Origin of the sequence: Pseudomonas sp. UBA3153 (assembly GCF_002364635.1) — a bacterium.
GTDB lineage: Bacteria > Pseudomonadota > Gammaproteobacteria > Pseudomonadales > Pseudomonadaceae > Pseudomonas_O > Pseudomonas_O kuykendallii.
This window is the reverse complement of record NZ_DEYR01000026.1, coordinates 18,266-38,079: the sequence shown is the minus strand read 5'-3', so window position 1 is coordinate 38,079 and position 19,814 is coordinate 18,266. Positions and strand designations below refer to the sequence as shown.

Sequence of the window (19,814 nt, the reverse complement as noted above, 5' to 3'; positions counted from 1 at the left end):
GGCCCGTCAGGATAGACGACGAGCGTCGATGCTTTTACAGGTTCAGCTTGAGACGGGCGGCAGTTGGTCGCACTGATTCGGATCAAGCGCGTCCCAGCGCATGCTCCGGTTGCGCCCCGCGCGCTTGGCCCGATAGAGCGCGCCGTCCGCCTGGGCGACCAGGGTTTCCGCGCGATTGTCGGGCACGTCGCGGGAGGTGGAAAGGCCGATGCTGACGGTCACCCGGCCCAGCGGGCTGTCGGGATGGGGGATGCGCAGTTCGGCGATCAGCCGCTGCAGTCGCGCGGCGACGTGCTCGGCGCCGGCTTCGTCGGTGTCCATCAGGATCAGCGCGAACTCTTCGCCGCCGTAGCGGCAGGCGACGTCGCCTTCGCGCTGCAGGCCGCGTTGCAGCTGGCCGCCCACCTGGCGCAACGCATCGTCGCCCGCGAGGTGGCCGAGGGCGTCGTTGTAGGCCTTGAAGTGGTCGATATCCAGCAACAGCAAGGCCAGCGGCCGCGCGGTGCGGCACATGCGCCGCCACTCCGCCTGCAGGCGTTGGTCGAAGAAGCGGCGGTTGTAGAGCCCGGTCAGGCCGTCCTGCTGCGACAGCCGCTGCAGGTGCGCTTCCAGTTGCAGGCGTTCGCTGTTGTCGCGGGACACGCCGATCAGGTATTCGTGGCCATTCACCTCCACCAGCTGCGCACTGATTTCCGCGGCCCTGACGCTGCCGTCGCGACGGCGCATCTCGCGCTGGAAGATCGGCGAGGTGTCCTCGCGCTGGGCCTGGCGGACTTCCTCCAGCCAGGCGTGATAGCCGGGCAGGATCTGCTCCGGGGCCTCGCTGAACAGCCGGGCGAAGCTTTGCGCGTCATAGCCGAGGCTGTCGTAGGTGGCGCGGTTGGTGTGCAGCAGGCCGCCGCTCTTCGGATCGATGATGAACAGGCCGTCGCTGCTGGAGTCGGTCAGGTCGAGCACCAGTTGCAGGCGCTCGCGGCTGTCGATCAGCACCTTTTCGATCTCCTCGCGCTGGCGCATTTCCTTGTTCAGGCGACGGTTGCCCGCCTTCAGCGCACGGGCGCGGCGGTCGTTTTCCATCGCCAGGGCGAGGGCCGCCACCAGCAGCAGACTGATCACCAGGCCGGCGCCAAGGACGAACTCGGGCAACGGGCTGTCCAGGCTGGCGACCAGTTCACGGGTCGGGCTGAGTTGCAGCGCGAAGGCATCGTTGTTCAGCAGGTGCAGCGGAACCTGCTGCTGGAGGTCGTCGCGCGCCTCGCGGGTGGTATGGGTGTAGATCGAATTCTGCCGTTCCAGCAGGCGCACGTTGAACTCGTCGGCGCTGTCCGCCAGCAGCTCGTCCATCAGCTCCTCGACGCGGAAAACCCCCTGCACGAAGCCGTCGAAGCGCGCTACGCCCTGTTTGTCATGCAGGTAGATAGGGTCGTAGAGGACGAAGCCGCGGCCGCCCTGAACCAGGGCGAAGCTGTTGGAAAACTGCGGCTGGCCGCTGGCCTTGGCCTGCATGGCGATCGGGTAGTTCGGGTGCGTGGGCGTGAGCTGGAAATCGCGCGCGGCCTCGTTGCCGGCCAGGGGCAGCAACCAGTGGATGCGCAGGTCGGCGCCCATCCACTGGATCGACTGATAGCCCTTGAAGTGGCGCAGGGCGAACTCGACGGTGAGTGTCCACTCGTCGTGCGGAATGCGCCCGTGGAAATCCCACAGCTGGGCGATGCGCGAGAGGTTCTGCACCTCCTCGTCGATGTTGCTCTCCAAGGTCTGCGCCAGCGCCCGCGCGTGATAGGCGACGCGCTCGGCGACGCGTTCCTGCTGGATGCTGCGCAGCTTGTGCCACAGCAACCCGCAGCCGCCGAACAGCAGAATCAGCAGTAGCAGCAACAGGCGCGCGGACCAGACGAAACGCTTACGAGGCATCGGGGATTCCAGGGTAATTGGCTGCTGTCATAGCACAGTGCCGCCAGCCGCTCAACGCAGCGCGAGCACGCGCAGCCAGTCGTCCTCGCCGATGGGCATCACCGACAGGCGACTGCCCTTCTGCAGCAGCGGCATCCGCGCCAGCTTCGGCTCGGCGCGCAGGCGTTTCAGGCTCAGCAGCGCGGGAAACGCTTCGACGAACGCCACGTCACGCGCGCTCCAGGGGTTCTTTTCCAGGCTCGCCCTGGCATCGAAGTAGGGGCTCTCGGGGTCCAATGCCGTGGGGTCGGGATAGGGCTCGCCGACGATCCTGCCGATGCCGGCGATGCCCGGTTCCGCGCAGCTGGAGTGGTGGAAAAGGAACAGTTCGCCCACATTCATGGCGCGCAGATAATTGCGTGCCTGATAATTGCGCACGCCATCCCAGCGCGCCTGCCCCAGGCGCTGCAGGTCGCGGATAGACAGCTCGTCGGGTTCGGACTTCATCAGCCAGTGCGGCATGAACCTTGCTCCTTGTTTTTGGTGTTGGGGTGGGGCTGATTCTGGTCTGACGTGCGGTCATCTAGCCAATTGCACGGACTCCTGGCTTGGCGGAAAATGCCGCCCGTTCGACCCGCAACGGCCGCGAGCCCGAAAAGAAAATGCCGGCGAACAATGCGCAACATTTGCCTGGAAGGGGGAGGCAATTAGATGAAACGTAAACCTGATCTGTTGTGGGTTCTGGTCATTCTGTTCGGTCTGGGTGTGGTGACTACCGGCTACACCCAGAGTCAGTGGGAACGTCCCGGTGACATCCCGGTGAGCGTTTCGGCGCAGCAGCAACGCTGATTGCCTCCCGCGCCACGCATCCTCCGGTGGCGCCGTACCATCCGCTGTCGGTGATGCACGCCTGCAGCGGGACATCCCAACTGGCCTGGGCCAGTCGATCCACCTTCTGACAGTCATGCGCCAAGCCGATCAATCGCGGCTTGTGTATCCCCTTGCGGCGCTGCAGAAACGCCAGGCTGCGGTCGTAGAATCCGCCGCCCATGCCCAGCCTTCCGCCGTTTTCATCGAAGCCCACCAGCGGTAGCAGGATCAGGTCCAGTGCCCATGGCTTGCGTTGCCGCTTCGGCACGCGCGTCGGTTCGGCGATACCGAAGCGGTTGCCGCGCAAGCGTTCGCCCGCGCGCACGCGCTGGAACGCCATGCGCGTGCGCGGCCAGGGATTGAGTACCGGTAGATAGGTCGCCTTGCCGCGGCGGCGCGCTTCCTCGAGCAGCAGGCGCGGATCGATTTCGCCGTCATTGGGCAGGTACATTGCGATGTGCCGGGCACGCCGAAACAGCGCGTGCTGCGCAAGGCGGCGGTACAGCGCGCGGGAGGCCTGGCGTTGTTCGAGGCGACTCAGGGAGCGACGCCGCCGTCGCAGCAGGCGACGCAGTTCGGCGCGGGAAAGGGATTCGCTGGCGATCATCAAGGACGGGCCGCTGCGGATGACCGAAGAATCCGCGGACTGAATCCACGGATTGAAAAGGTGACTCCCCGAGGTGCCGCTGTCGGTTTGACCCTTGAACCCGAAAGTTCAAGGTGGCGACTGCAGGAGACCGTAAGGCTTTCCGTCAGGCGGACATGCACACGGGCCCCACGTGCAGCCTCCAGGGTTTTGCGTATCGGGAGAGGGACGTGACCAACTGGCGCACACACCAGGGAGCTGTGGCGAGTATACCCCAATAGGCCGCCGTGCAATTAGCTACGGGCTTCATCCGGATCGGTGGCAAGGGCCTCGTCGACTCGATCCAGCAGATCGCGCACCTGTTCTCGGGTGGAATCCGCCTGCAGATCGAGGCGTTGCTGCTTGTGCAGCAGGTCGTGGGTGATGTTGAGGGCGGCCATCACGGCGACGCGGTCGGCACCGATGACTTTGCCGCTGGTGCGTATCTCGCGCATCTTGCCGTCCAGGTAGCGCGCGGCGCTCTCCAGGTTGGCTCGCTCGTCCTGCGGGCAGGAGATGCAGTACTCCTTGTCGAGAATCTGCACGTTTACGGTATTTGGCTGGGTCATTAGTCCTGCTCCAGGGCTTTCAGGCGCGAAATCATCGCTTCGACCTTCTGCCGGGCCATTTCGTTCTTTTCGATCAGATGAGCGCGCTCTTCGCGCCAGGAACGCTCGCTTGCCAGCAGGAGTCGGTTCTGCGTCTTGAGCTGCTCTATGCGCTGGATTAACAGCTCCAGCTTGCCCGCGAGCGCTTGCAGTTCGGCGTGTTCCATGGGCTCCCTACTTGGGCTGATTGATGGGCGGAACTATAACAGCCGCTCGGCAGGACGCCGGACCGGCATCGCCCCGATACTTCGCGCGAAGGGCTCGCGGCAAACGGCCACGGCGGGTGCCGACGTGCTGCGACAGGGCTGCCTTCGGGGCGTCAGGCTGCTAGGATACCTGGCCCTCATTCTAGTGATTGCGCCCTTCCGCGCCTAGCCGCCCATGCCTTCTTCGAACTCCCCGTACACCGCTTTCGCCGCGCTGCTTTCCAGCAGCGGTCACCCCGTTTCCCCGGCCGAACTGCATGGCCTTCTGCTCGGTCGCAGCTGCGCTGGTGCAGACTTCGATCACGCAGCGTGGCTGCAGGATGCCGCCGAACTGCTCGGCGGCGAGCCGCAGGACAACGTGCGCCAGGCGCTCATCGGCCTGCAGGACATGGTCAAGGGGGAACTCACCGGCGACGACATCGCCGTGGTCCTGCTGCTGCCTGGCGACGACGCGCCGCTGAGCGAGCGTGCCGTCGCCCTCGGCCAGTGGTGCCAGGGCTTCCTCGGCGGCTTCGGCATGACCTCCCGTGACGGCGCATTGTCCGCCGAGGCCATGGAAGTGCTGCAGGACCTCGCCGCCATCGCCCAGGTGCAAAGCGCGCTGGAAGAGTCCGAAGACGGCGAGAACGACTACATGGAAGTGATGGAGTACCTACGCGTCGCCCCCCTTCTATTGTTTACCGAATGTGCCAAGCCGGTCGCCGCGGCGCCCGTTGCGAGCAAACCCTCCCTGCACTGAGAAGCTAAGGCGTCCTGCCATGACCAGCATCCCGAAGTCGGAATACGCCCGCCGCCGCAAAGCGCTGATGGCGCAGATGGAACCCAACAGCATTGCCATCCTGCCGGCCGCGCCGGTGTATATCCGCAACCGCGATGTCGAGCATGTCTATCGCCAGGACAGCGACTTCCAGTACCTCTCGGGCTTTCCCGAGCCGGAGGCGGTGATCGCCCTGATCCCCGGCCGCGAGCACGGCGAGTACGTGCTGTTCTGCCGGGAGCGCAATCCCGAGCGCGAACTGTGGGACGGCCTGCGCGCCGGCCAGGAAGGCGCGATCCGCGACTTCGGCGCCGACGATGCCTTCCCCATCGGCGACATCGACGACATCCTTCCCGGGCTGATCGAAGGTCGCGAGCGGGTCTACTACGCGATCGGCACCAATCCGGAGTTCGACCAGCACCTGATGGAGTGGGTCAACGTGATCCGCTCCAAGGCGCGCCAAGGTGCGCAGCCGCCGAACGAGTTCGTCGCCCTCGACCACCTGTTGCACGACATGCGCCTGTACAAGAGCGCCGCCGAGGTGAAGGTGATGCGCGAGGCCGCGGAAATCTCCGCGCGCGCGCACATCCGCGCCATGCAGGCGAGCCGCGCCGGGCTCTTCGAGTACCACCTCGAGGCCGAGCTGGACTACGAGTTCCGCAAGGGCGGGGCGAAGATGCCGGCCTACGGCTCCATCGTTGCGGCCGGCCGCAACGGCTGCATCCTGCATTACCGCGAGAACGACTCGGTGTTGAAAGACGGCGAGCTGGTGCTGATCGACGCGGGCTGCGAGATCGACTGCTACGCCAGCGACATCACCCGCACCTTCCCGGTCAGCGGCGTGTTCTCCGCCGAACAGAGGGCGCTCTACGAAATCGTCCTGGCGGCGAACGTCGAGGCCTTCAAATTCATCGGTCCCGGCCGCCACTGGAACGAAGCCCACGAGGCCACCGTGCGGGTGATCACCGCCGGCCTGCTCGAGCTCGGCCTGCTCAAGGGCACGCTCGACGAACTGATCGCCTGCGAAGCCTACAAGCCCTTCTACATGCACCGTGCCGGCCACTGGCTAGGCATGGACGTGCACGACGTCGGCGACTACAAGGTCGGCGGCGAATGGCGCGTGCTCGAACCGGGCATGTCGATGACCGTCGAGCCGGGCATCTACATCGCGCCCGACAACACCAGCGTGGCGAAGAAGTGGCGCGGTATCGGCATTCGCATCGAGGACGACGTCGTGGTGACCCGCACCGGCTGCGAAATCCTCACCGGCGGAGTGCCGAAAGGCATCGACGAAATCGAGGCGCTGATGGCCCAGGCCCGGCGCGAGGTGGCATGAGCATGCAACGGACCCAGATTGCGATCATCGGTGGCGGCCTGGTCGGCGCCAGTCTTGCCCTGAGCCTGCAGGCCGGCGCCCGGCAGCGTGGCTGGAAAATCGAGATGATCGAGCCGTTCGCGCCCGGCGACAGCTACCAGCCCAGCTACGACGCGCGCTCCTCGGCGATTTCCTACGGCACGCGGCTGATCTACCAGCGCCTGGGCGTGTGGGAGAGCATCGCGCGGCGCGCCGAGCCGATCCTCGACATCCATGTCTCCGAGCGCGGTCGCTTCGGCGCCACCCGTCTATCCGCCAGCGCCGAGCGCGTGCCGGCGCTGGGCTACGTGGTGGAGAACGCCTGGCTCGGCCAGTGCCTGTGGGAAGCGCTGGACAGCGACGTGATCAACTGGCGCTGCCCGGCGGTGGTCGAGCAGATGCAGGCGCGCGAGGACGGCTACCGACTGATCCTGGACGACGAGACGACACTCGATTGCGACCTCGCGATCCTCGCCGACGGCGGCCGTTCGGGTCTGCGCGAGCGGCTCGGCATCCAGGTCGACAAGACGCCGTACGGGCAGACCGCGCTCATCGCCAACGTCACCCCGAGCGAGGCGCATCGCGGGCTGGCCTTCGAGCGCTTCGTCGCCGACGGGCCGATGGCGCTGCTGCCGCTGGCCGACAACCGCTGCGCGCTGGTCTGGACGCGGCCGACCGAGGAGGCCACACGCCTCGCGGCGCTGGACGACCGGGCCTTCCTCGGCGAGCTGCAGCGGACCTTCGGTTACCGCCTCGGCGCGTTTCGCCAGGTCGGCGCGCGGCACCTCTACCCGCTGGTGCTGATCGAGGCGCAGGAGCAGGTGCGCTCGCACCTGGTGGTGCTGGGTAACGCCGCCCACGGCATGCACCCCATCGCCGGCCAGGGCTACAACCTGTCGCTGCGCGACACGGTGGAGCTGGCGGATACCCTGCTGCGCAGCGAGGCGCCGCTGGGCGACCTGGCGACCCTGCAGGGCTACCTGGCGCGCCAGCGCCTCGACCAGGAGATGACCATCGGCTTCTCCGACCGCGTCACCCGGCTGTTCACCGCGGCCGATCCGGCGCTTTCCAGCGTGCGTCATCTGGGGCTGCTCGGTCTCGACCTGTTGCCGCCAGCCAAGCGCTGGTTCGCCCGCCAGGCCATGGGACTGGGTACGCGCGTTAGCTGATTCCGCCGCGTTCGCCGGGGCTCGGGCGCTGCGGCATAAGCGCGCGAAGATTCCCCCGAAACGGGCGCGCCGGGGCGTGAACTGGTAAAAACGCAGCTTCTTCGGCGGCGCTTCGGCGCCGGTTCCGTAACGCCCAACGGGCGAAACCCCAGGTTCGGCCGCTTCGCCAGGCGAGGCGGCCTTAAGGAATACAATGCAGATGCAAGCGGATGTGATCATCGTGGGTGCCGGCATGGTCGGCAGTGCGCTGGCCCTGGCACTGAAGGACAGCGGTCTGAAAATCCTCCTCCTCGATGGCGGTCCGTTAAGCCTCGAGCCCTTCGACAGTAGCGCCGCGTTCGAGCCACGGGTCAGCGCGCTGTCCGTCGCCAGCCAGCGTATTCTCGAGCGCCTGGGCGCCTGGGAGGGCATCGTCGCCCGTCGCGCCAGCGTCTATGAAGACATGCAGGTGTGGGACGGCAGCGGCACCGGCAACATCCATTTCTCCGCCGCCAGCGTGCATGCCGAATCGCTCGGCCATATCGTCGAGAACCGCGTGGTGCAGGAGGCGCTGCTCGAACGTCTGCTGGGAACCCGCGTCGACCTGCTGCCCAACGCGCGCGTCGACCAGATCAAGCGCAACGACCACGGCTGGCTGCTGACCCTCACCGAAGGCCGCGAGCTGAGCGCGCCGTTGCTGATCGCCGCCGACGGGGCCAACTCCACCGTGCGCCGCCTGGCCGGCTGCGCCACCCGTGAGTGGGATTACCTGCACCACGCGATCGTCACCAGCGTGCGCAGCGAGAAACCGCACCTGCGCACGGCGCGCCAGCGTTTCACCGATGACGGCCCGCTGGCGTTCCTGCCGCTGGACCGCGACGGCGACCAGCACTGGTGCTCGATCGTCTGGTCCTGCACGCCCGCCGAAGCCGGCCGCCTGATGGCGCTGGAGGACGGCGCGTTCTGTGCCGAACTGGGCAATGCGTTCGAGCATCGTCTGGGCGAGGTCCAGGCTGCGGACCCGCGGTTGTGCATTCCGCTGCGCCAGCGCCACGCCAAGCGTTATATCCAGCAGGGCCTGGCGCTGATCGGCGACGCCGCCCATGTGATCCACCCGCTCGCCGGGCAGGGCGTGAACCTGGGCTTCCTCGACGCCGCGGTGCTCGCCGAAGTGCTGCTGCATGCGCAGCAGCGCGGTGAAACGCTGGCCGACGAGCGCGTGCTGAGCCGCTTCGAGCGTCGGCGGATGCCGAACAACCTGGCGATGATGGCGGCGATGGAGAGCTTCGAGCGGCTGTTCCAGAGCAACCTGTTGCCGCTGCGCTGGCTGCGCAACACCGGCCTGCGTCTGGTCGACAAGCTGCCGGAAGCCAAATCGCTGTTCGTTCGCCAGGCGCTCGGACTGTCCGGCGATCTCCCCGAACTGGCCCGCCTCTGACGTTGTGCCGGGCGCTTCCCGGCGTCCGGCGATGCTCTTCCAACGCCTTCGCACTCGCCGCCAGCACCTGGCGGCGGTCTTTTCGCGCCACGATTTCCTTCGTATCCGCCCGCCCGTCGGACCGCCTCGAGGCCGGGCCGCGGCCCTGCGAGCGGACATCAACTGCGACAGAAACCCGGGATGACCGCCCCCCACCTTGCGGCTACAATGCGCGCCATTCGATGCGGCCGACCATCCCCGGCAGGCCTGTTTGGATCTGCGCAAGCCCCGTCAACCGCGGGTTTCAGCCAGATCGCCAGGCCCGAACGCATCTCGCCGGACCCGGAAGGAGAAACCCATGGGTAAGCGTACGCCCCTCTACGACCAGCACCTGGCGCTCGGCGCCAAGATGGTCGACTTCGGCGGCTGGGACATGCCGCTGCACTACGGATCGCAGGTCGAAGAGCACCATCAGGTGCGCCGTGACTGCGGTGTCTTCGATGTCTCCCACATGACCGTCGTCGACCTGTCCGGCAGCGATGCCAAGGTCTTCCTGCAAATGCTCCTGGCGAACGATGTCGCGCGCCTGGCGAGCCCCGGCAAGGCCCTCTACAGCGCAATGCTCAACGAGCGTGGCGGGGTGGTCGACGATCTGATCGTCTACCTCACCGAGGACGGTTACCGCCTGGTGGTGAACGCCGCCACCCGCGACAAGGACCTCGCCTGGATGCAGCGGTGCAGCGAGGGTTTCAACGTCGAGCTGCGCGAGCGCGCGGACCTCGGCATGCTGGCGGTGCAAGGCCCGCAGGCGCGAGCGCGGACCTGCGAGCAGGTCAATCACGTGCGCGCCGAATTGATTCGGGCGCTCAAGCCGTTCCAGGGCTTCGCCGATGGCGACTGGTTCATCGCCCGCACCGGCTACACCGGTGAGGACGGCCTGGAGATCATCCTGCCGCAGGACCAGGTCGCCGGGTTCTTCAGCGAACTGGTCGGCGCCGGCATCTCGCCGATCGGCCTCGGCGCGCGCGACACCCTGCGCCTGGAAGCCGGTATGAACCTCTACGGCCAGGACATGGACGACAGCACGTCGCCGCTGATCTCGAACATGGCCTGGACGCTCGCCTGGGAGCCCGCCGAGCGCCAGTTCATGGGCCGCGCCGCGCTCGAGGCACAGCGCGCCCAGGGCGCCCTGCCACGTCTGGTCGGGCTGGTGCTGGAAGAGCGCGGCGTGCTGCGTGCGCATCAGGTGGTACGCGTGGTCGGCGTCGGCGACGGCGAGATCACCAGCGGCAGCTATTCGCCGACGCTGGGTAAATCGATAGCGCTGGCACGCGTGCCGGCCGCCACCGGCGTGCGCGCCGAGGTGGAGATCCGTGGCAAGTGGTATCCGGTTCGGGTCGTCCAGCCCACCTTCGTCCGCCATGGCAAAGCACTGATCTGATCGCCCGGCCTTCCGCTCCGCAGGTTTTCCGCGAAAAGCCGCGCGGGGCTGCTAAATTACCGGCAGTTTTTTTCCAACTCTGGAGACCAAGAAAATGAGTGATATCCGTGCCGACCTGCGTTACGCCGCCAGCCACGAATGGGCCCGCCTGGAAGCCGACGGCACGGTCACCGTGGGCATTTCCGACCATGCCCAGGAAGCCCTCGGCGACGTGGTCTTCATCGAGCTGCCGGAAGTCGGCGCACAACTCGCCGCCGGCCAGGAAGCCGGCGTCGTCGAGTCGGTGAAGGCCGCCTCCGATATCTACGCCCCGGTGGGCGGTGAAGTCATCGCGGTGAATACCGGCCTGGCCGATGGCCCGGAAGGCGTCAACAGCGATCCTTACGGCAGCTGGTTCTTCAAGCTGAAGCCCAGCGACGTCAGCGAGCTGGACAAGCTGCTCGATGCCGACGGCTACCGCGCCGCCGCCGACGAAGCCTGAGTTCCGGCGAGCACCGACCGTGTCGGGTGCCCTCGGCTCATCGAAACCGGCGTCCGCGCCGGTTTCGCGTTTCTGCTCGGTGTCTCCTTCACCCCGCCGGGAACGCGCTCAGCGGCCCGCCGGTCGGCGCCGAGTGCGCTGCATCAATAAACGCCTAGGGGAGCATGGTGGCTTTTCTGTCATAATCGCGCCCCCTCAAGAGTGGTCCTGAACCTTCATGTTCGAACTTTTCAGCGGGCTCGATGCCTGGCTGGTGCTGAGCCTGGTGCTCGCTCTGGCATTCGTCCTCACCTTCGAATTCATCAACGGTTTCCATGACACTGCGAACGCGGTCGCCACGGTGATCTACACCAAGGCGATGCCTCCGCACCTCGCCGTATTCGCTTCGGGTGTGTTCAATTTCCTCGGCGTGCTGCTCGGCGGCGTGGGCGTGGCCTACGCGATCGTCCACCTGCTGCCGGTCGAGCTGCTGATCAACGTCAACACCGCCCACGGCCTGTCGATGGTGTTCTCGCTGCTCGCCGCCGCCATCGCCTGGAACCTTGGCACCTGGTACCTGGGGATTCCGGCGTCCAGTTCGCACACCCTGATCGGCTCGATCCTTGGCGTCGGCCTGGCCAACGCGCTGATCACCGGGATTCCGGTGGGTGGCGGGATCAACTGGCAGAAGGCGATCGACATCGGCCTGTCTCTGATCCTTTCGCCGATGGTCGGTTTCGTCGTCGCCGGCCTGGTGCTGCTCGGCCTGAAGTGGTGGCGGCCGTTCTCGAAGATGCACAAGACCCCCGAACAGCGCCGCAACAAGAAGCACCCGCCGTTCTGGAATCGCCTGGTGCTGGTGCTGTCGGCGATGGCCATGAGCTTCGTCCACGGGTCCAACGACGGGCAGAAGGGCATCGGCCTGATCATGCTGGTGCTGATCGGCCTGGTGCCGGCCAAGTTCGTCCTCGATCTGAACGCCAGCACCTACGAGATCGAGCGTACCCGCGACGCGGCGACCCACCTGAGCATGTTCTACGAGCGCAACGTCGATTCGCTGGGCGATTTCCTCGCGCTGAAACGTCGCGACGTCGACCTGCCGCCGGAATATCGCTGCGATCCGAAGCTGACCGTGCCGACCATCGCCGCGCTGAAGGCCAACCTCGAGGGCATCGACGACTACCGCACCTTAAGCGAAGCCAAGCGCATCGAAGTGCGCCGCTATCTGCTGTGTCTGGACGACTCGGCGAAGCTGGTCGGCAAGCTGAACGTGCTCTCGGGACGCGACAAGTCGGACCTCGACAAGCTGCGCGGCGACCTCACCACCACCACCGAGTACTCGCCGTTCTGGGTGATCCTGGCGGTGGCGCTGGCGCTCGGCATGGGCACCATGATTGGCTGGAAACGGGTGGTCTTCACCGTGGGCGAGAAGATCGGCAAGCAGGGTATGACCTATGCGCAGGGCATGTCCGCGCAGATCACCGCCGCCTGCGCCATCGGCCTTGCCAACGTGTTCAGCCTGCCGGTATCGACCACCCACGTGCTGTCGTCCGGCGTCGCCGGGACCATGGTGGCGAACAAGAGCGGACTGCAGGGCAACACCATCCGCAACATCCTGCTGGCCTGGGTGCTGACTTTGCCCATCTCGATGGCGCTGGCGGCACTGTTGTTCTGGACCGCCACCCGCGTGTTCGGCTGAAGCCGGATTGCTCGAAAAGGCCGCCCACGGGCGGCCTTTTTGTTACCCGCAGCATGGGCCACGGCGGATGACAGGCATGAAAAAGCCGCCCTGGGGCGGCTTCGTCGTCGCTGCCGGATCACTGCGCCGGTTGTTGCTCGGCGGTCAGGATCGCGGTGGCCAGGGCCATGTCGTCGGCCTGCAGGCCCGGATTGTTGCCGCGCACCTGCTGCAGGGCGGCTTCCAGGTAGGGGCCGCGGATCGCGCCGTTGCTGGCGACGAAGCTGCTGGCGTCGTCCTGGGCGGCGTAGACGATCTTGTCGTCCTTGAAGGTTGAGTACAGCGAGGCGGAAATACCGGCGGACGTGGCGTAGTCACGCATCCCTGCGGCCATGGCGGCTGTGGCAGGCAGGCAAAGCGCCAGCGAAGCGATCAGAAGTTTATTGCGCATGATAGGACTCCTTTTGTACGGCCCGTCGAGGGGGACCTACCCATCAGAAAGCGACGTACGGCAAACAGTTCCGTTCGCTATGCCGGCTCTCAGGCCGCTTCGACCCTGAGCAGCACGCCATCCTGGCCAACCACGCGCACTTCGCTGCCCTGCGGCAGGTCCGGGCCGGTCACCAGCCAGAGGCTGTCGCCGGCCTTGATCTTGCCGCGTCCGTCGACGATCGCTTCGTGCAGGGCGAAGCGCCGGCCGAGGAATTCCTGGCCGCGCTGGTTCAGGCCCGGCTGCTCCGACGGCGACTTGCCGCTGCGCTGGCGCCGCCACCAGTACACCGCCGTCAGGATCGACAGCACGCCGAACAGCACGAACTGCAACGCCCAGGGCAGCGCCGGGAAAACGAAGCCGGCCAGCGCCACGCCGGCCGCGGCCACGCCGATCCAGAGTAGATAACCGCCGGCGCCGAACACCTCGAGGATCAGCAGCAGCGTGCCGAAGGCCAGCCATTGCCAGGGCGAGAGGTGTTGCAGGTACTCGATCATGGCCGCTTGTCTTCGGGTGCGTTGCCGAAAGTGGCCTTGACGATCTCGCCGATGCCGCCGACCGCGCCGATCACCTGGCTGGCTTCCAGCGGCATCAGGATCACCTTGCTGTTATTGGCGCCGGCCAGCTTGCCGAGGGCGTCGATGTACTTCTGCGCGACGAAGTAGTTCACCGCCTGCACGTTGCCGCTGGCGATCGCCTCGGAGACTACACGGGTCGCCTCCGCCTCGGCGGCCGCCGCGCGTTCGCGCGCCTCGGCCTCGAGGAAGGCCGCGGCACGCTCGCCCTCGGCGCGGAGAATTTCCGCCTGCTTGTGCCCTTCGGCGGTGAGGATCGCCGCCGAGCGCGAACCCTCGGCTTCGAGAATCTGCGCGCGCTTGACCCGTTCGGCCTTCATCTGCCCGGACATGGCGGCCATCAGGTCGGCCGGCGGGCTGATGTCTTTGATCTCGATGCGGGTGATCTTGATGCCCCAGGGCGCAGTCGCCTCATCAACGGTCTTGAGCAGCTTCTCGTTGATGGCGTCGCGCTGGCTGAGCATGGCGTCCAGTTCCATCGAGCCGAGCACGGTGCGGATGTTGGTCTGCAGCAGGTTGCGGATCGCATGCACCAGGTTGTTCACCTCGTAGGCGGCCTGGGCGGTGTTGATCACCTGGTAGAAGCACACGGCGTCGATCTGCACAGTGGCGTTGTCGGCGGTGATGACTTCCTGCGGGGGGATGTCCAGCACGCTTTCCATGACGTTGATCTTGTGGCCGATGCGGTCCATCACCGGGACGATGATGTTCAAACCGGGCTTGAGCGTGGTGGTGTAGCGACCGAAGCGCTCCACCGTCCACTGGTAGCCCTGCGGCACGACCTTGAAGCCCATGAAGACGATGGCCACGGCGAGGCCGACGAAGAGAAAGATGACGCTGGCGACTTCCATTGCGGTTCCTTTGCGAATGAAGAGGAAGCGCCAGTCTAACCCGGATCGCCGGCCGGCTCAGGTTCCCGGCCGACCAAGCGGTTACCGCACGTTGCGTTCACTTCTGCTCGCTCTGCGGCGTTACCCGGAGGATTTCCTCGATGGTGCTGAGGCCGGCGGCGACCTTTTGCGCGCCGGACAGGCGCAGGCTGCGCATGCCGTCCTTGAAGGCCTGGCGGCGGAAGGCGACGAGGTCGATGTCGGCGGTGATCAGGGGCTTGATCGAGTCGTTGAGCAGCATTATCTCGTAGACCCCGGCGCGCCCCCGGTAGCCCGTGTCGCGGCATTCGTTGCAGCCCACCGCGCGGTGCGCTCCGGTTGGCAGCGGCGCGCTCCAAGGTTTGGTCAGGCTGTGCCAGTCGGCTTCGTCGAGCTCCACCGGCGCCTTGCAGTGCGGGCACAGGGTGCGCACCAGGCGCTGCGCCATGACGCCCAGCAGCGTCGCCTTGAGCAGGTAGTGCGGTACGCCGAGTTCGAGCAGGCGGGTGATCGCGCTGGGCGCGTCGTTGGTGTGCAGGGTGGAGAGCACCAGGTGGCCGGTGAGCGCCGCCTGGATGGCCATTTCGGCGGTCTCCAGGTCGCGGATCTCGCCGACCATGATGATGTCGGGGTCCTGGCGCATCAGCGCGCGCACGCCGCTGGCGAAGGTCAGCTCGATGTTGTGCTGCACCTGCATCTGGTTGAACGCCGGCTCGATCATCTCGATCGGGTCCTCGATGGTGCAGACGTTCACTTCCTCGGTGGCCAGCTGCTTGAGCGTGGTGTACAGCGTGGTGGTCTTGCCCGAACCGGTCGGTCCTGTGACCAGGATGATGCCGTTCGGCTGGCCGGTCATGGATTGCCAGCGGCGCAGGTCGTCGGCGGAGAAGCCCAGCGCGTCGAAGCTCTTGAGCAGCACCTCGGGGTCGAAGATACGCATCACCATCTTCTCGCCGAATGCCGTCGGCAGCGTCGAAAGACGCAGTTCGACCTCACCGCCGTCTGGCGTCTTGGTCTTGATCCGGCCGTCCTGCGGCTTGCGCTTCTCGGCGACGTTCATCCGCCCGAGGTTCTTTAGCCGGCTGATGATGGCGATCGTCACCTGCGCGGGGAACTGATAGACGTTGTGCAGCACGCCGTCGATGCGGAAACGCACCGTGCCCATCTCGCGGCGCGGTTCAATGTGGATGTCGCTGGCGCGCTGCTGGTAGGCGTACTGGAACAGCCAGTCGACGATGTTGACGATGTGCGCGTCGTTGGCGTCCGGTTCCTGGTCCTGCGCGCCGAGGCTGAGCAACTGCTCGAAGTTGCCCAAGTTGCTGATCTTCTGGTCGATCGAGTTGGCGCCGCTGACCGAGCGCGCCAGGCGGTAGAACTCGGTGGTGAAGCGCTGGATCTCCGCCGGGTTGGCCACCACACGCTTGATCGGGCGCTTGAGCACGTGGGTCAGGTTGGCTTCCCAACTGACCACGAACGGCTGCGCGCTGGCGATGGTGACCGCCTCGGCGTCCACCGCGACGGCGAGGATCTTGTGCCTCTGGGCGAAGGCGAAGGACATCAGCGGGGTCAGCGAGGCGACGTCGATCTTCAGCGGGTCGATGCGCAGGTACGGCTGCCCGGCGTGGTCGGCGAGCCAGCGCGTGAGGGTTTCCAGGTCAAGCTTGCGCGGCGGGTTGGCCTTGTCCTCGACCTGCTGTGCGGCGAGGAACTCCAGCGGGTGCTGCTGGTTGTTCAGCGAGCTGCGGCGGATCGCCAGGCACTGCTCGGCGGCGCTCTGGTCGATGCGGCCCTGGGCGACCAGGTCGCGGAGCAGATCGGCCAGATCGAGCGTGCGGTCGGCGGCGGAGGAGGTGAGGGCGGACATGCGGAGTCCCCTTGAGCGGCTGGGGGACTAGGATGCCCTAATCCCGGTGATCGCAGAACCTGCGCCTGGCGGCTAGCCGGGCAGTTGATCGGCCTCGCGCCGCGGCAGCGCCGGTGGCGGCGTCAGTCCCATGGACACGTAGATGCTGGTCAGCGTATCGACGCCCATGTTGGCCGGGCGAATCCACTCCTGCGGTACGTAGAGCAGGCCGCCACCGACCGGGATCGGCGCGGTCGGCACCAGGATCGCCACGTGCGGGCGGCCTTCCAGGTCGACCGTCACGCCGCTGGGCATCAGTGCCAGCACCGCTGCGCCGTCGCCCCCGAAGAAGCACCAGACCGGGCTCATGCTGGTGATGTCGGCGTCCTTGTCGCGGTCGAGCAGGCCGACGAAGCGGTCCGCGAGGTTGTAGAAATTGCCGATCAGCGGCACCCGCCGCAGGGTCACCCGGAACAGCCAGGCCAGCGGCCGGCGAAAGCCCAGCTGCACGGCCAGGCCGAGCGGGTAGAGGCTGGCGAGGATCACCAGGGTGCCGACCAGGTAGGCCAGGTAGGAGTTGCTGGCGAACGGCTGGCCGAGCGCGGCGAGCACGCGGCCGATCAGCGTCGACGGACCGACGATGCCGTTGAGCAGGTTGACGATCCAGGCCAGCAGGGCAAACGTCAGCACCAGGGGCAGCAACGCGATCAGTCCGGTCAGCCAGGTGGCGACGAGGGATTGGAAGCTTCGTTTGAACACGCGGGGCTCCGGTGGATGAACAGGTCGCCGGAGCTTGCCAGATTGTCCCCGGAGGAACTATCGGCAGGCTCTGCGGCGCGGGCTGTGTGGGTGTGGTGGGCTGAAGCCCACCCTACGCGTTCGCAGATGCCCGATGGTTGAGTGAGGGCGCGGGTTGCACCTGCCTCACGAATTAACGGGCTTCAGCGGTTGAGCGTCTTCCAGGCGCGCAGGGTGCCGACGGTGCGGGCCTGCTGCTCGCGTTCGTCGAGCACGCCGTCCTCGTCGCGCGGGCGGTTCGCCAGGTCGACCAGCTTGCTCAACTCGCCGAACAGCCGGTCGGTCTCCGCCAGCTCCAGTACGCCGCGGCCCAGGCGCAGCCAGACCAGCAGGCGCTCCAGGCGCGGTAGTTGCTCGGCGAGGTCCTCGGGCTGCAGTTCGTAGCGCGCCAGCGGCAGCGCCTTGGCCTCGTCGCCGAGCTGGCGTGGCAGCCATTTGCCCAGCGGCGCGGCGCCCTGGCGCGTCCCACGCTCGTTGCGACCGGCGGTCCACTGGCGGCCCAGCAGCCAGTTCGAGGCGTTCAGCGAGAACACGCCCCAGCGCGTGCCGGCCAGCTCTTCGGCGAACGACCCTGGCGCCGCCTGGCGCACGCTTTCGTCGTCGTGCCCGGCGAGCAGGCGTGGGCGCCAGTCGGCCAGCAGCGCGTCGAGGCTTTCGCGCAGCGCGTGGCTGCTCGAACGCGGCGCGGCCTGGCCGAGGCTGCTGAGCAGGGCGCGCAGGTCGACCAGTTGGCGCAGCCAGTCCTCCAGCAGCTTCCAGTGGCCGTTGAAGCGATATTGCTCGGCGAGGCGCTGGCTGCTGCCGAGCAACTGCCAGGCGAGCGCGGCGAAGGCATCGTCCAGCGGCATCAGGCCATTGAGCTCCACGGCCGGCAGGCTGACGGCGTAGCTGTCCGGGTCGAACAGGCGATAACCGCGCTCGGCCTTGCTGATGTCGCAGGGCATCAGCGGCAGGCTCGCGGCCAGCTCGGCGGCCAGCTCCAGCAGCGCCTCGGGTTCGCCCTGGCGCAGTTCCAGCTCCAGCTCGCAGATTTCCTCCTGCTTGCCGTCGGCGAGCACCTGGCCGAGGTCCAGCGCCGCCTCGACGACTACCTTGGCCTTGCCGCGACCCCAGGCGATCTCCGCGCGTTCGCGGACGAAATCGGTGGTGAACAGCGGTTTCAGGGTCTTCTTGTCCAGGTCGGCCAGGCTTTGCGGCCAGCAGTCGTCGCCGAGCAGCTTGATATCCAGCCTGGCTTTGGGCAGGTTCCATTCCCACTCGTTGCGTTCGGACAACCCGGCGACGCTGCGGCCGCGGCTCTTCAGGGTCTGGATGAACAGGTCGCCGTCGCGACGCACGCGCAGGGCGACCCTGGCCTGAGCCAAATCGCGATTCGGCGTGTCGTAATACTGGTTGAGCAGTTCACTGCGCTCCCAGCCGGACTTGTTGCGCTTCTTCAGTAGCGGGTGCTCGCGCAGTGCGGCGAGGGTTTCGCGGCTGGCGCGCAATTTGATTTCGGTTTCTTTGTGCATGGCCGTGGCGTTCGACGCAGCGCGGGACGGCTGCCGGAAGCGGAAAGTCTACAGGACGCGTCCGCCGCACGCTTTCACGATGCAGAACCCTGGAGTATTCATGTCGCCTCCCAACCTGAAAGAACGCTTCGCCGCGCTGATCGCCGCGCCGTCGGTGAGCTGCACCCAGGCGCACTGGGACCAGACCAATCGCCCGGTGATCGAACTGCTGTCCAACTGGCTGGGCGACCTCGGTTTCGTCTGCGAGACCCAGGAAGTCAGCCCCGGCAAATTCAACCTGCTGGCCAGCTACGGCAGCGGTCCCGGCGGCCTGGTGCTGGCCGGGCACAGCGATACCGTGCCGTTCGACGCGCCGCTGTGGAGCGGCGACCCGCTGCACCTGCGCGAGGCCGACGACCGCTGGTACGGCCTCGGCGTGTGCGACATGAAGGGCTTCTTCGCGTTGATCATCGAAGCGGTGCTGCCGTTGCTGCAGCAGCCGTTCCGCCAGCCGTTGCTGATCCTCGCCACCTGCGACGAGGAAAGCTCGATGTCCGGCGCCCGCGCGCTGGCGCGGGCCGGACGGCCGCTGGGGCGTGCCGCGGTGATCGGCGAGCCGACCGGGCTACGGCCGATCCGTCTGCACAAGGGCGTGATGATGGAGCGCATCGACATCCTCGGGCAAAGCGGCCACTCCTCCGACCCGAGCTTCGGCCACAGCGCGCTGGAGGCGATGCAGGCGGCGATGCACGAGTTGTTGCTGCTGCGCGGCGAATGGCAGCGCGAATACCAGAACCCGCTGTTCAACGTGCCGCAACCGACCCTCAACCTCGGCTGCATCCACGGCGGCGACAACCCGAATCGCATCTGCGGGCAATGCTCGCTGGAGTTCGACCTGCGCCCGCTGCCGGGGATGGACCCGCAGCAGCTGCGCACGGCGATCCGCGACAAGCTGCAGCCACTGGCCGAGGCCCGCCAGGTGCAGATCGACTTCGCTCCGCTGTTTCCCGAAGTGCCGCCGTTCGAGCAGGCCGCCGACGCCGAGCTGGTGCGCCTGGCGGAGCGGCTCACCGGGCATGCCGCCGAGGCGGTGGCATTCGGCACCGAAGCGCCTTATCTTCAGCAGCTTGGCTGCGAGACCCTGGTACTCGGTCCCGGCGATATCGCCTGCGCGCACCAGCCGGACGAGTACCTGCAGCTGTCGCGCCTGGAACCCTGCGTGAACCTGCTGCGCGAGCTGATCACCCATTACTGCCTGAACCCCGCCCGCTGAGGCCGACAACGGAGTACCC

18 protein-coding genes, 1 other RNA gene and 1 pseudogene are annotated in these 19,814 nt (G+C 66.8%); 8 read left to right on the top strand and 12 right to left on the bottom strand.

What is annotated here, in order from left to right:
- Positions 1–42: 42 nt before the first annotated feature.
- From B2X67_RS05540 to B2X67_RS05515, 6 genes and pseudogenes are all read right to left on the bottom strand, one after another.
- Entirely contained in the window at positions 43–1,914 is a 1,872-nt protein-coding gene (locus B2X67_RS05540; protein ID WP_286784863.1) for a sensor domain-containing diguanylate cyclase, read from the bottom strand.
- Between the two features lie 51 nt (positions 1,915–1,965).
- Complete coding sequence (locus B2X67_RS05535; protein ID WP_282339352.1) at positions 1,966–2,415, bottom strand: EVE domain-containing protein; 450 nt, start codon at positions 2,413–2,415, stop codon at positions 1,966–1,968.
- A 355-nt stretch (positions 2,416–2,770) separates the two neighbouring features.
- A pseudogene (locus B2X67_RS05530) lies at positions 2,771–3,370 on the bottom strand (5-formyltetrahydrofolate cyclo-ligase); the annotation flags it as partial.
- 61 nt (positions 3,371–3,431) lie between these two features.
- Positions 3,432–3,609, bottom strand: a non-coding RNA gene (ssrS, locus tag B2X67_RS05525) — 6S RNA.
- Positions 3,610–3,642: 33 nt separating this feature from the next.
- Positions 3,643–3,957: a cell division protein ZapA gene (locus tag B2X67_RS05520; RefSeq protein WP_090224100.1), complete on the bottom strand. Its 315-nt coding sequence runs from the start codon at positions 3,955–3,957 to the stop codon at positions 3,643–3,645.
- Entirely contained in the window at positions 3,957–4,163 is a 207-nt protein-coding gene (locus B2X67_RS05515) for a TIGR02449 family protein (RefSeq protein WP_090224098.1), read from the bottom strand. Before B2X67_RS05515 ends, B2X67_RS05520 begins: the two co-directional genes overlap by 1 nt.
- Before the next feature lie 214 nt (positions 4,164–4,377).
- On the opposite strand from B2X67_RS05515, the gene B2X67_RS05510 reads away from it, so the two are divergent.
- From B2X67_RS05510 to B2X67_RS05480, 7 genes are all read left to right on the top strand, one after another.
- Positions 4,378–4,941 (top strand): YecA family protein, encoded by a 564-nt coding sequence (locus tag B2X67_RS05510; protein ID WP_286784862.1) that lies wholly within the window; start codon positions 4,378–4,380, stop codon positions 4,939–4,941.
- A gap of 19 nt (positions 4,942–4,960) precedes the next feature.
- On the top strand, positions 4,961–6,295 hold the full coding sequence (gene pepP, locus B2X67_RS05505; RefSeq protein WP_286784861.1) for a Xaa-Pro aminopeptidase: 1,335 nt from the start codon (positions 4,961–4,963) through the stop codon (positions 6,293–6,295).
- Positions 6,296–6,297: 2 nt separating this feature from the next.
- The gene (ubiH, locus tag B2X67_RS05500; protein WP_286784860.1) at positions 6,298–7,482 is read left to right on the top strand and encodes a 2-octaprenyl-6-methoxyphenyl hydroxylase; all 1,185 of its coding nucleotides are present in this window, start codon (positions 6,298–6,300) and stop codon (positions 7,480–7,482) included.
- A 199-nt stretch (positions 7,483–7,681) separates the two neighbouring features.
- Positions 7,682–8,899 (top strand): 2-octaprenyl-3-methyl-6-methoxy-1,4-benzoquinol hydroxylase, encoded by a 1,218-nt coding sequence (locus B2X67_RS05495; protein ID WP_376747801.1) that lies wholly within the window; start codon positions 7,682–7,684, stop codon positions 8,897–8,899.
- 337 nt (positions 8,900–9,236) lie between these two features.
- Positions 9,237–10,319 carry a glycine cleavage system aminomethyltransferase GcvT gene (gene gcvT / locus B2X67_RS05490; protein ID WP_286784858.1) on the top strand — a complete coding sequence of 361 codons (1,083 nt, stop codon included), beginning with the start codon at positions 9,237–9,239 and terminating at the stop codon, positions 10,317–10,319.
- Between the two features lie 94 nt (positions 10,320–10,413).
- Positions 10,414–10,800, top strand: coding sequence for a glycine cleavage system protein GcvH (gene gcvH, locus B2X67_RS05485; protein ID WP_286784857.1), 387 nt, complete (start codon positions 10,414–10,416; stop codon positions 10,798–10,800).
- Between the two features lie 217 nt (positions 10,801–11,017).
- Complete coding sequence (locus tag B2X67_RS05480) at positions 11,018–12,478, top strand: inorganic phosphate transporter (protein ID WP_286784856.1); 1,461 nt, start codon at positions 11,018–11,020, stop codon at positions 12,476–12,478.
- 118 nt (positions 12,479–12,596) lie between these two features.
- On the opposite strand, the gene B2X67_RS05475 is transcribed toward B2X67_RS05480, so the two are convergent.
- From B2X67_RS05475 to B2X67_RS05450, 6 genes are all read right to left on the bottom strand, one after another.
- Positions 12,597–12,908 carry a DUF2388 domain-containing protein gene (locus tag B2X67_RS05475; protein WP_286784855.1) on the bottom strand — a complete coding sequence of 104 codons (312 nt, stop codon included), beginning with the start codon at positions 12,906–12,908 and terminating at the stop codon, positions 12,597–12,599.
- Positions 12,909–12,997: 89 nt separating this feature from the next.
- Positions 12,998–13,444: an NfeD family protein gene (locus B2X67_RS05470; protein ID WP_282342844.1), complete on the bottom strand. Its 447-nt coding sequence runs from the start codon at positions 13,442–13,444 to the stop codon at positions 12,998–13,000.
- Positions 13,441–14,373, bottom strand: a complete 933-nt coding sequence (locus tag B2X67_RS05465) for an SPFH domain-containing protein (RefSeq protein WP_282342843.1) — start codon at positions 14,371–14,373, stop codon at positions 13,441–13,443. The genes B2X67_RS05470 and B2X67_RS05465 overlap by 4 nt, the downstream gene beginning before the upstream one ends.
- A gap of 97 nt (positions 14,374–14,470) precedes the next feature.
- Positions 14,471–16,255 carry a GspE/PulE family protein gene (locus B2X67_RS05460; protein WP_286784854.1) on the bottom strand — a complete coding sequence of 595 codons (1,785 nt, stop codon included), beginning with the start codon at positions 16,253–16,255 and terminating at the stop codon, positions 14,471–14,473.
- Positions 16,256–16,327: 72 nt separating this feature from the next.
- A complete protein-coding gene (locus tag B2X67_RS05455) occupies positions 16,328–16,993 on the bottom strand; it encodes a DUF502 domain-containing protein (protein ID WP_090224078.1) in 666 nt (221 codons plus the stop codon).
- A gap of 182 nt (positions 16,994–17,175) precedes the next feature.
- The gene (locus B2X67_RS05450) at positions 17,176–18,543 is read right to left on the bottom strand and encodes an inorganic triphosphatase (RefSeq protein WP_286784853.1); all 1,368 of its coding nucleotides are present in this window, start codon (positions 18,541–18,543) and stop codon (positions 17,176–17,178) included.
- A 100-nt stretch (positions 18,544–18,643) separates the two neighbouring features.
- Between B2X67_RS05450 and argE the strand changes: the two genes are divergently transcribed.
- Positions 18,644–19,795: an acetylornithine deacetylase gene (argE, locus tag B2X67_RS05445; protein WP_286784852.1), complete on the top strand. Its 1,152-nt coding sequence runs from the start codon at positions 18,644–18,646 to the stop codon at positions 19,793–19,795.
- Positions 19,796–19,814: the final 19 nt, after the last annotated feature.

Coding starts and splice junctions, on each gene's coding strand:
- B2X67_RS05540 (WP_286784863.1), bottom strand. CDS start 1,914: ATGCCTCGTAAGCGTTTCGTCTGGTCCGCGCGCCTGTTGCTGCTACTG.
- B2X67_RS05535 (WP_282339352.1), bottom strand. CDS start 2,415: ATGCCGCACTGGCTGATGAAGTCCGAACCCGACGAGCTGTCTATCCGC.
- B2X67_RS05520 (WP_090224100.1), bottom strand. CDS start 3,957: ATGACCCAGCCAAATACCGTAAACGTGCAGATTCTCGACAAGGAGTAC.
- B2X67_RS05515 (WP_090224098.1), bottom strand. CDS start 4,163: ATGGAACACGCCGAACTGCAAGCGCTCGCGGGCAAGCTGGAGCTGTTA.
- B2X67_RS05510 (WP_286784862.1), top strand. CDS start 4,378: ATGCCTTCTTCGAACTCCCCGTACACCGCTTTCGCCGCGCTGCTTTCC.
- pepP (WP_286784861.1), top strand. CDS start 4,961: ATGACCAGCATCCCGAAGTCGGAATACGCCCGCCGCCGCAAAGCGCTG.
- ubiH (WP_286784860.1), top strand. CDS start 6,298: ATGCAACGGACCCAGATTGCGATCATCGGTGGCGGCCTGGTCGGCGCC.
- B2X67_RS05495 (WP_376747801.1), top strand. CDS start 7,682: ATGCAAGCGGATGTGATCATCGTGGGTGCCGGCATGGTCGGCAGTGCG.
- gcvT (WP_286784858.1), top strand. CDS start 9,237: ATGGGTAAGCGTACGCCCCTCTACGACCAGCACCTGGCGCTCGGCGCC.
- gcvH (WP_286784857.1), top strand. CDS start 10,414: ATGAGTGATATCCGTGCCGACCTGCGTTACGCCGCCAGCCACGAATGG.
- B2X67_RS05480 (WP_286784856.1), top strand. CDS start 11,018: ATGTTCGAACTTTTCAGCGGGCTCGATGCCTGGCTGGTGCTGAGCCTG.
- B2X67_RS05475 (WP_286784855.1), bottom strand. CDS start 12,908: ATGCGCAATAAACTTCTGATCGCTTCGCTGGCGCTTTGCCTGCCTGCC.
- B2X67_RS05470 (WP_282342844.1), bottom strand. CDS start 13,444: ATGATCGAGTACCTGCAACACCTCTCGCCCTGGCAATGGCTGGCCTTC.
- B2X67_RS05465 (WP_282342843.1), bottom strand. CDS start 14,373: ATGGAAGTCGCCAGCGTCATCTTTCTCTTCGTCGGCCTCGCCGTGGCC.
- B2X67_RS05460 (WP_286784854.1), bottom strand. CDS start 16,255: ATGTCCGCCCTCACCTCCTCCGCCGCCGACCGCACGCTCGATCTGGCC.
- B2X67_RS05450 (WP_286784853.1), bottom strand. CDS start 18,543: ATGCACAAAGAAACCGAAATCAAATTGCGCGCCAGCCGCGAAACCCTC.
- argE (WP_286784852.1), top strand. CDS start 18,644: ATGTCGCCTCCCAACCTGAAAGAACGCTTCGCCGCGCTGATCGCCGCG.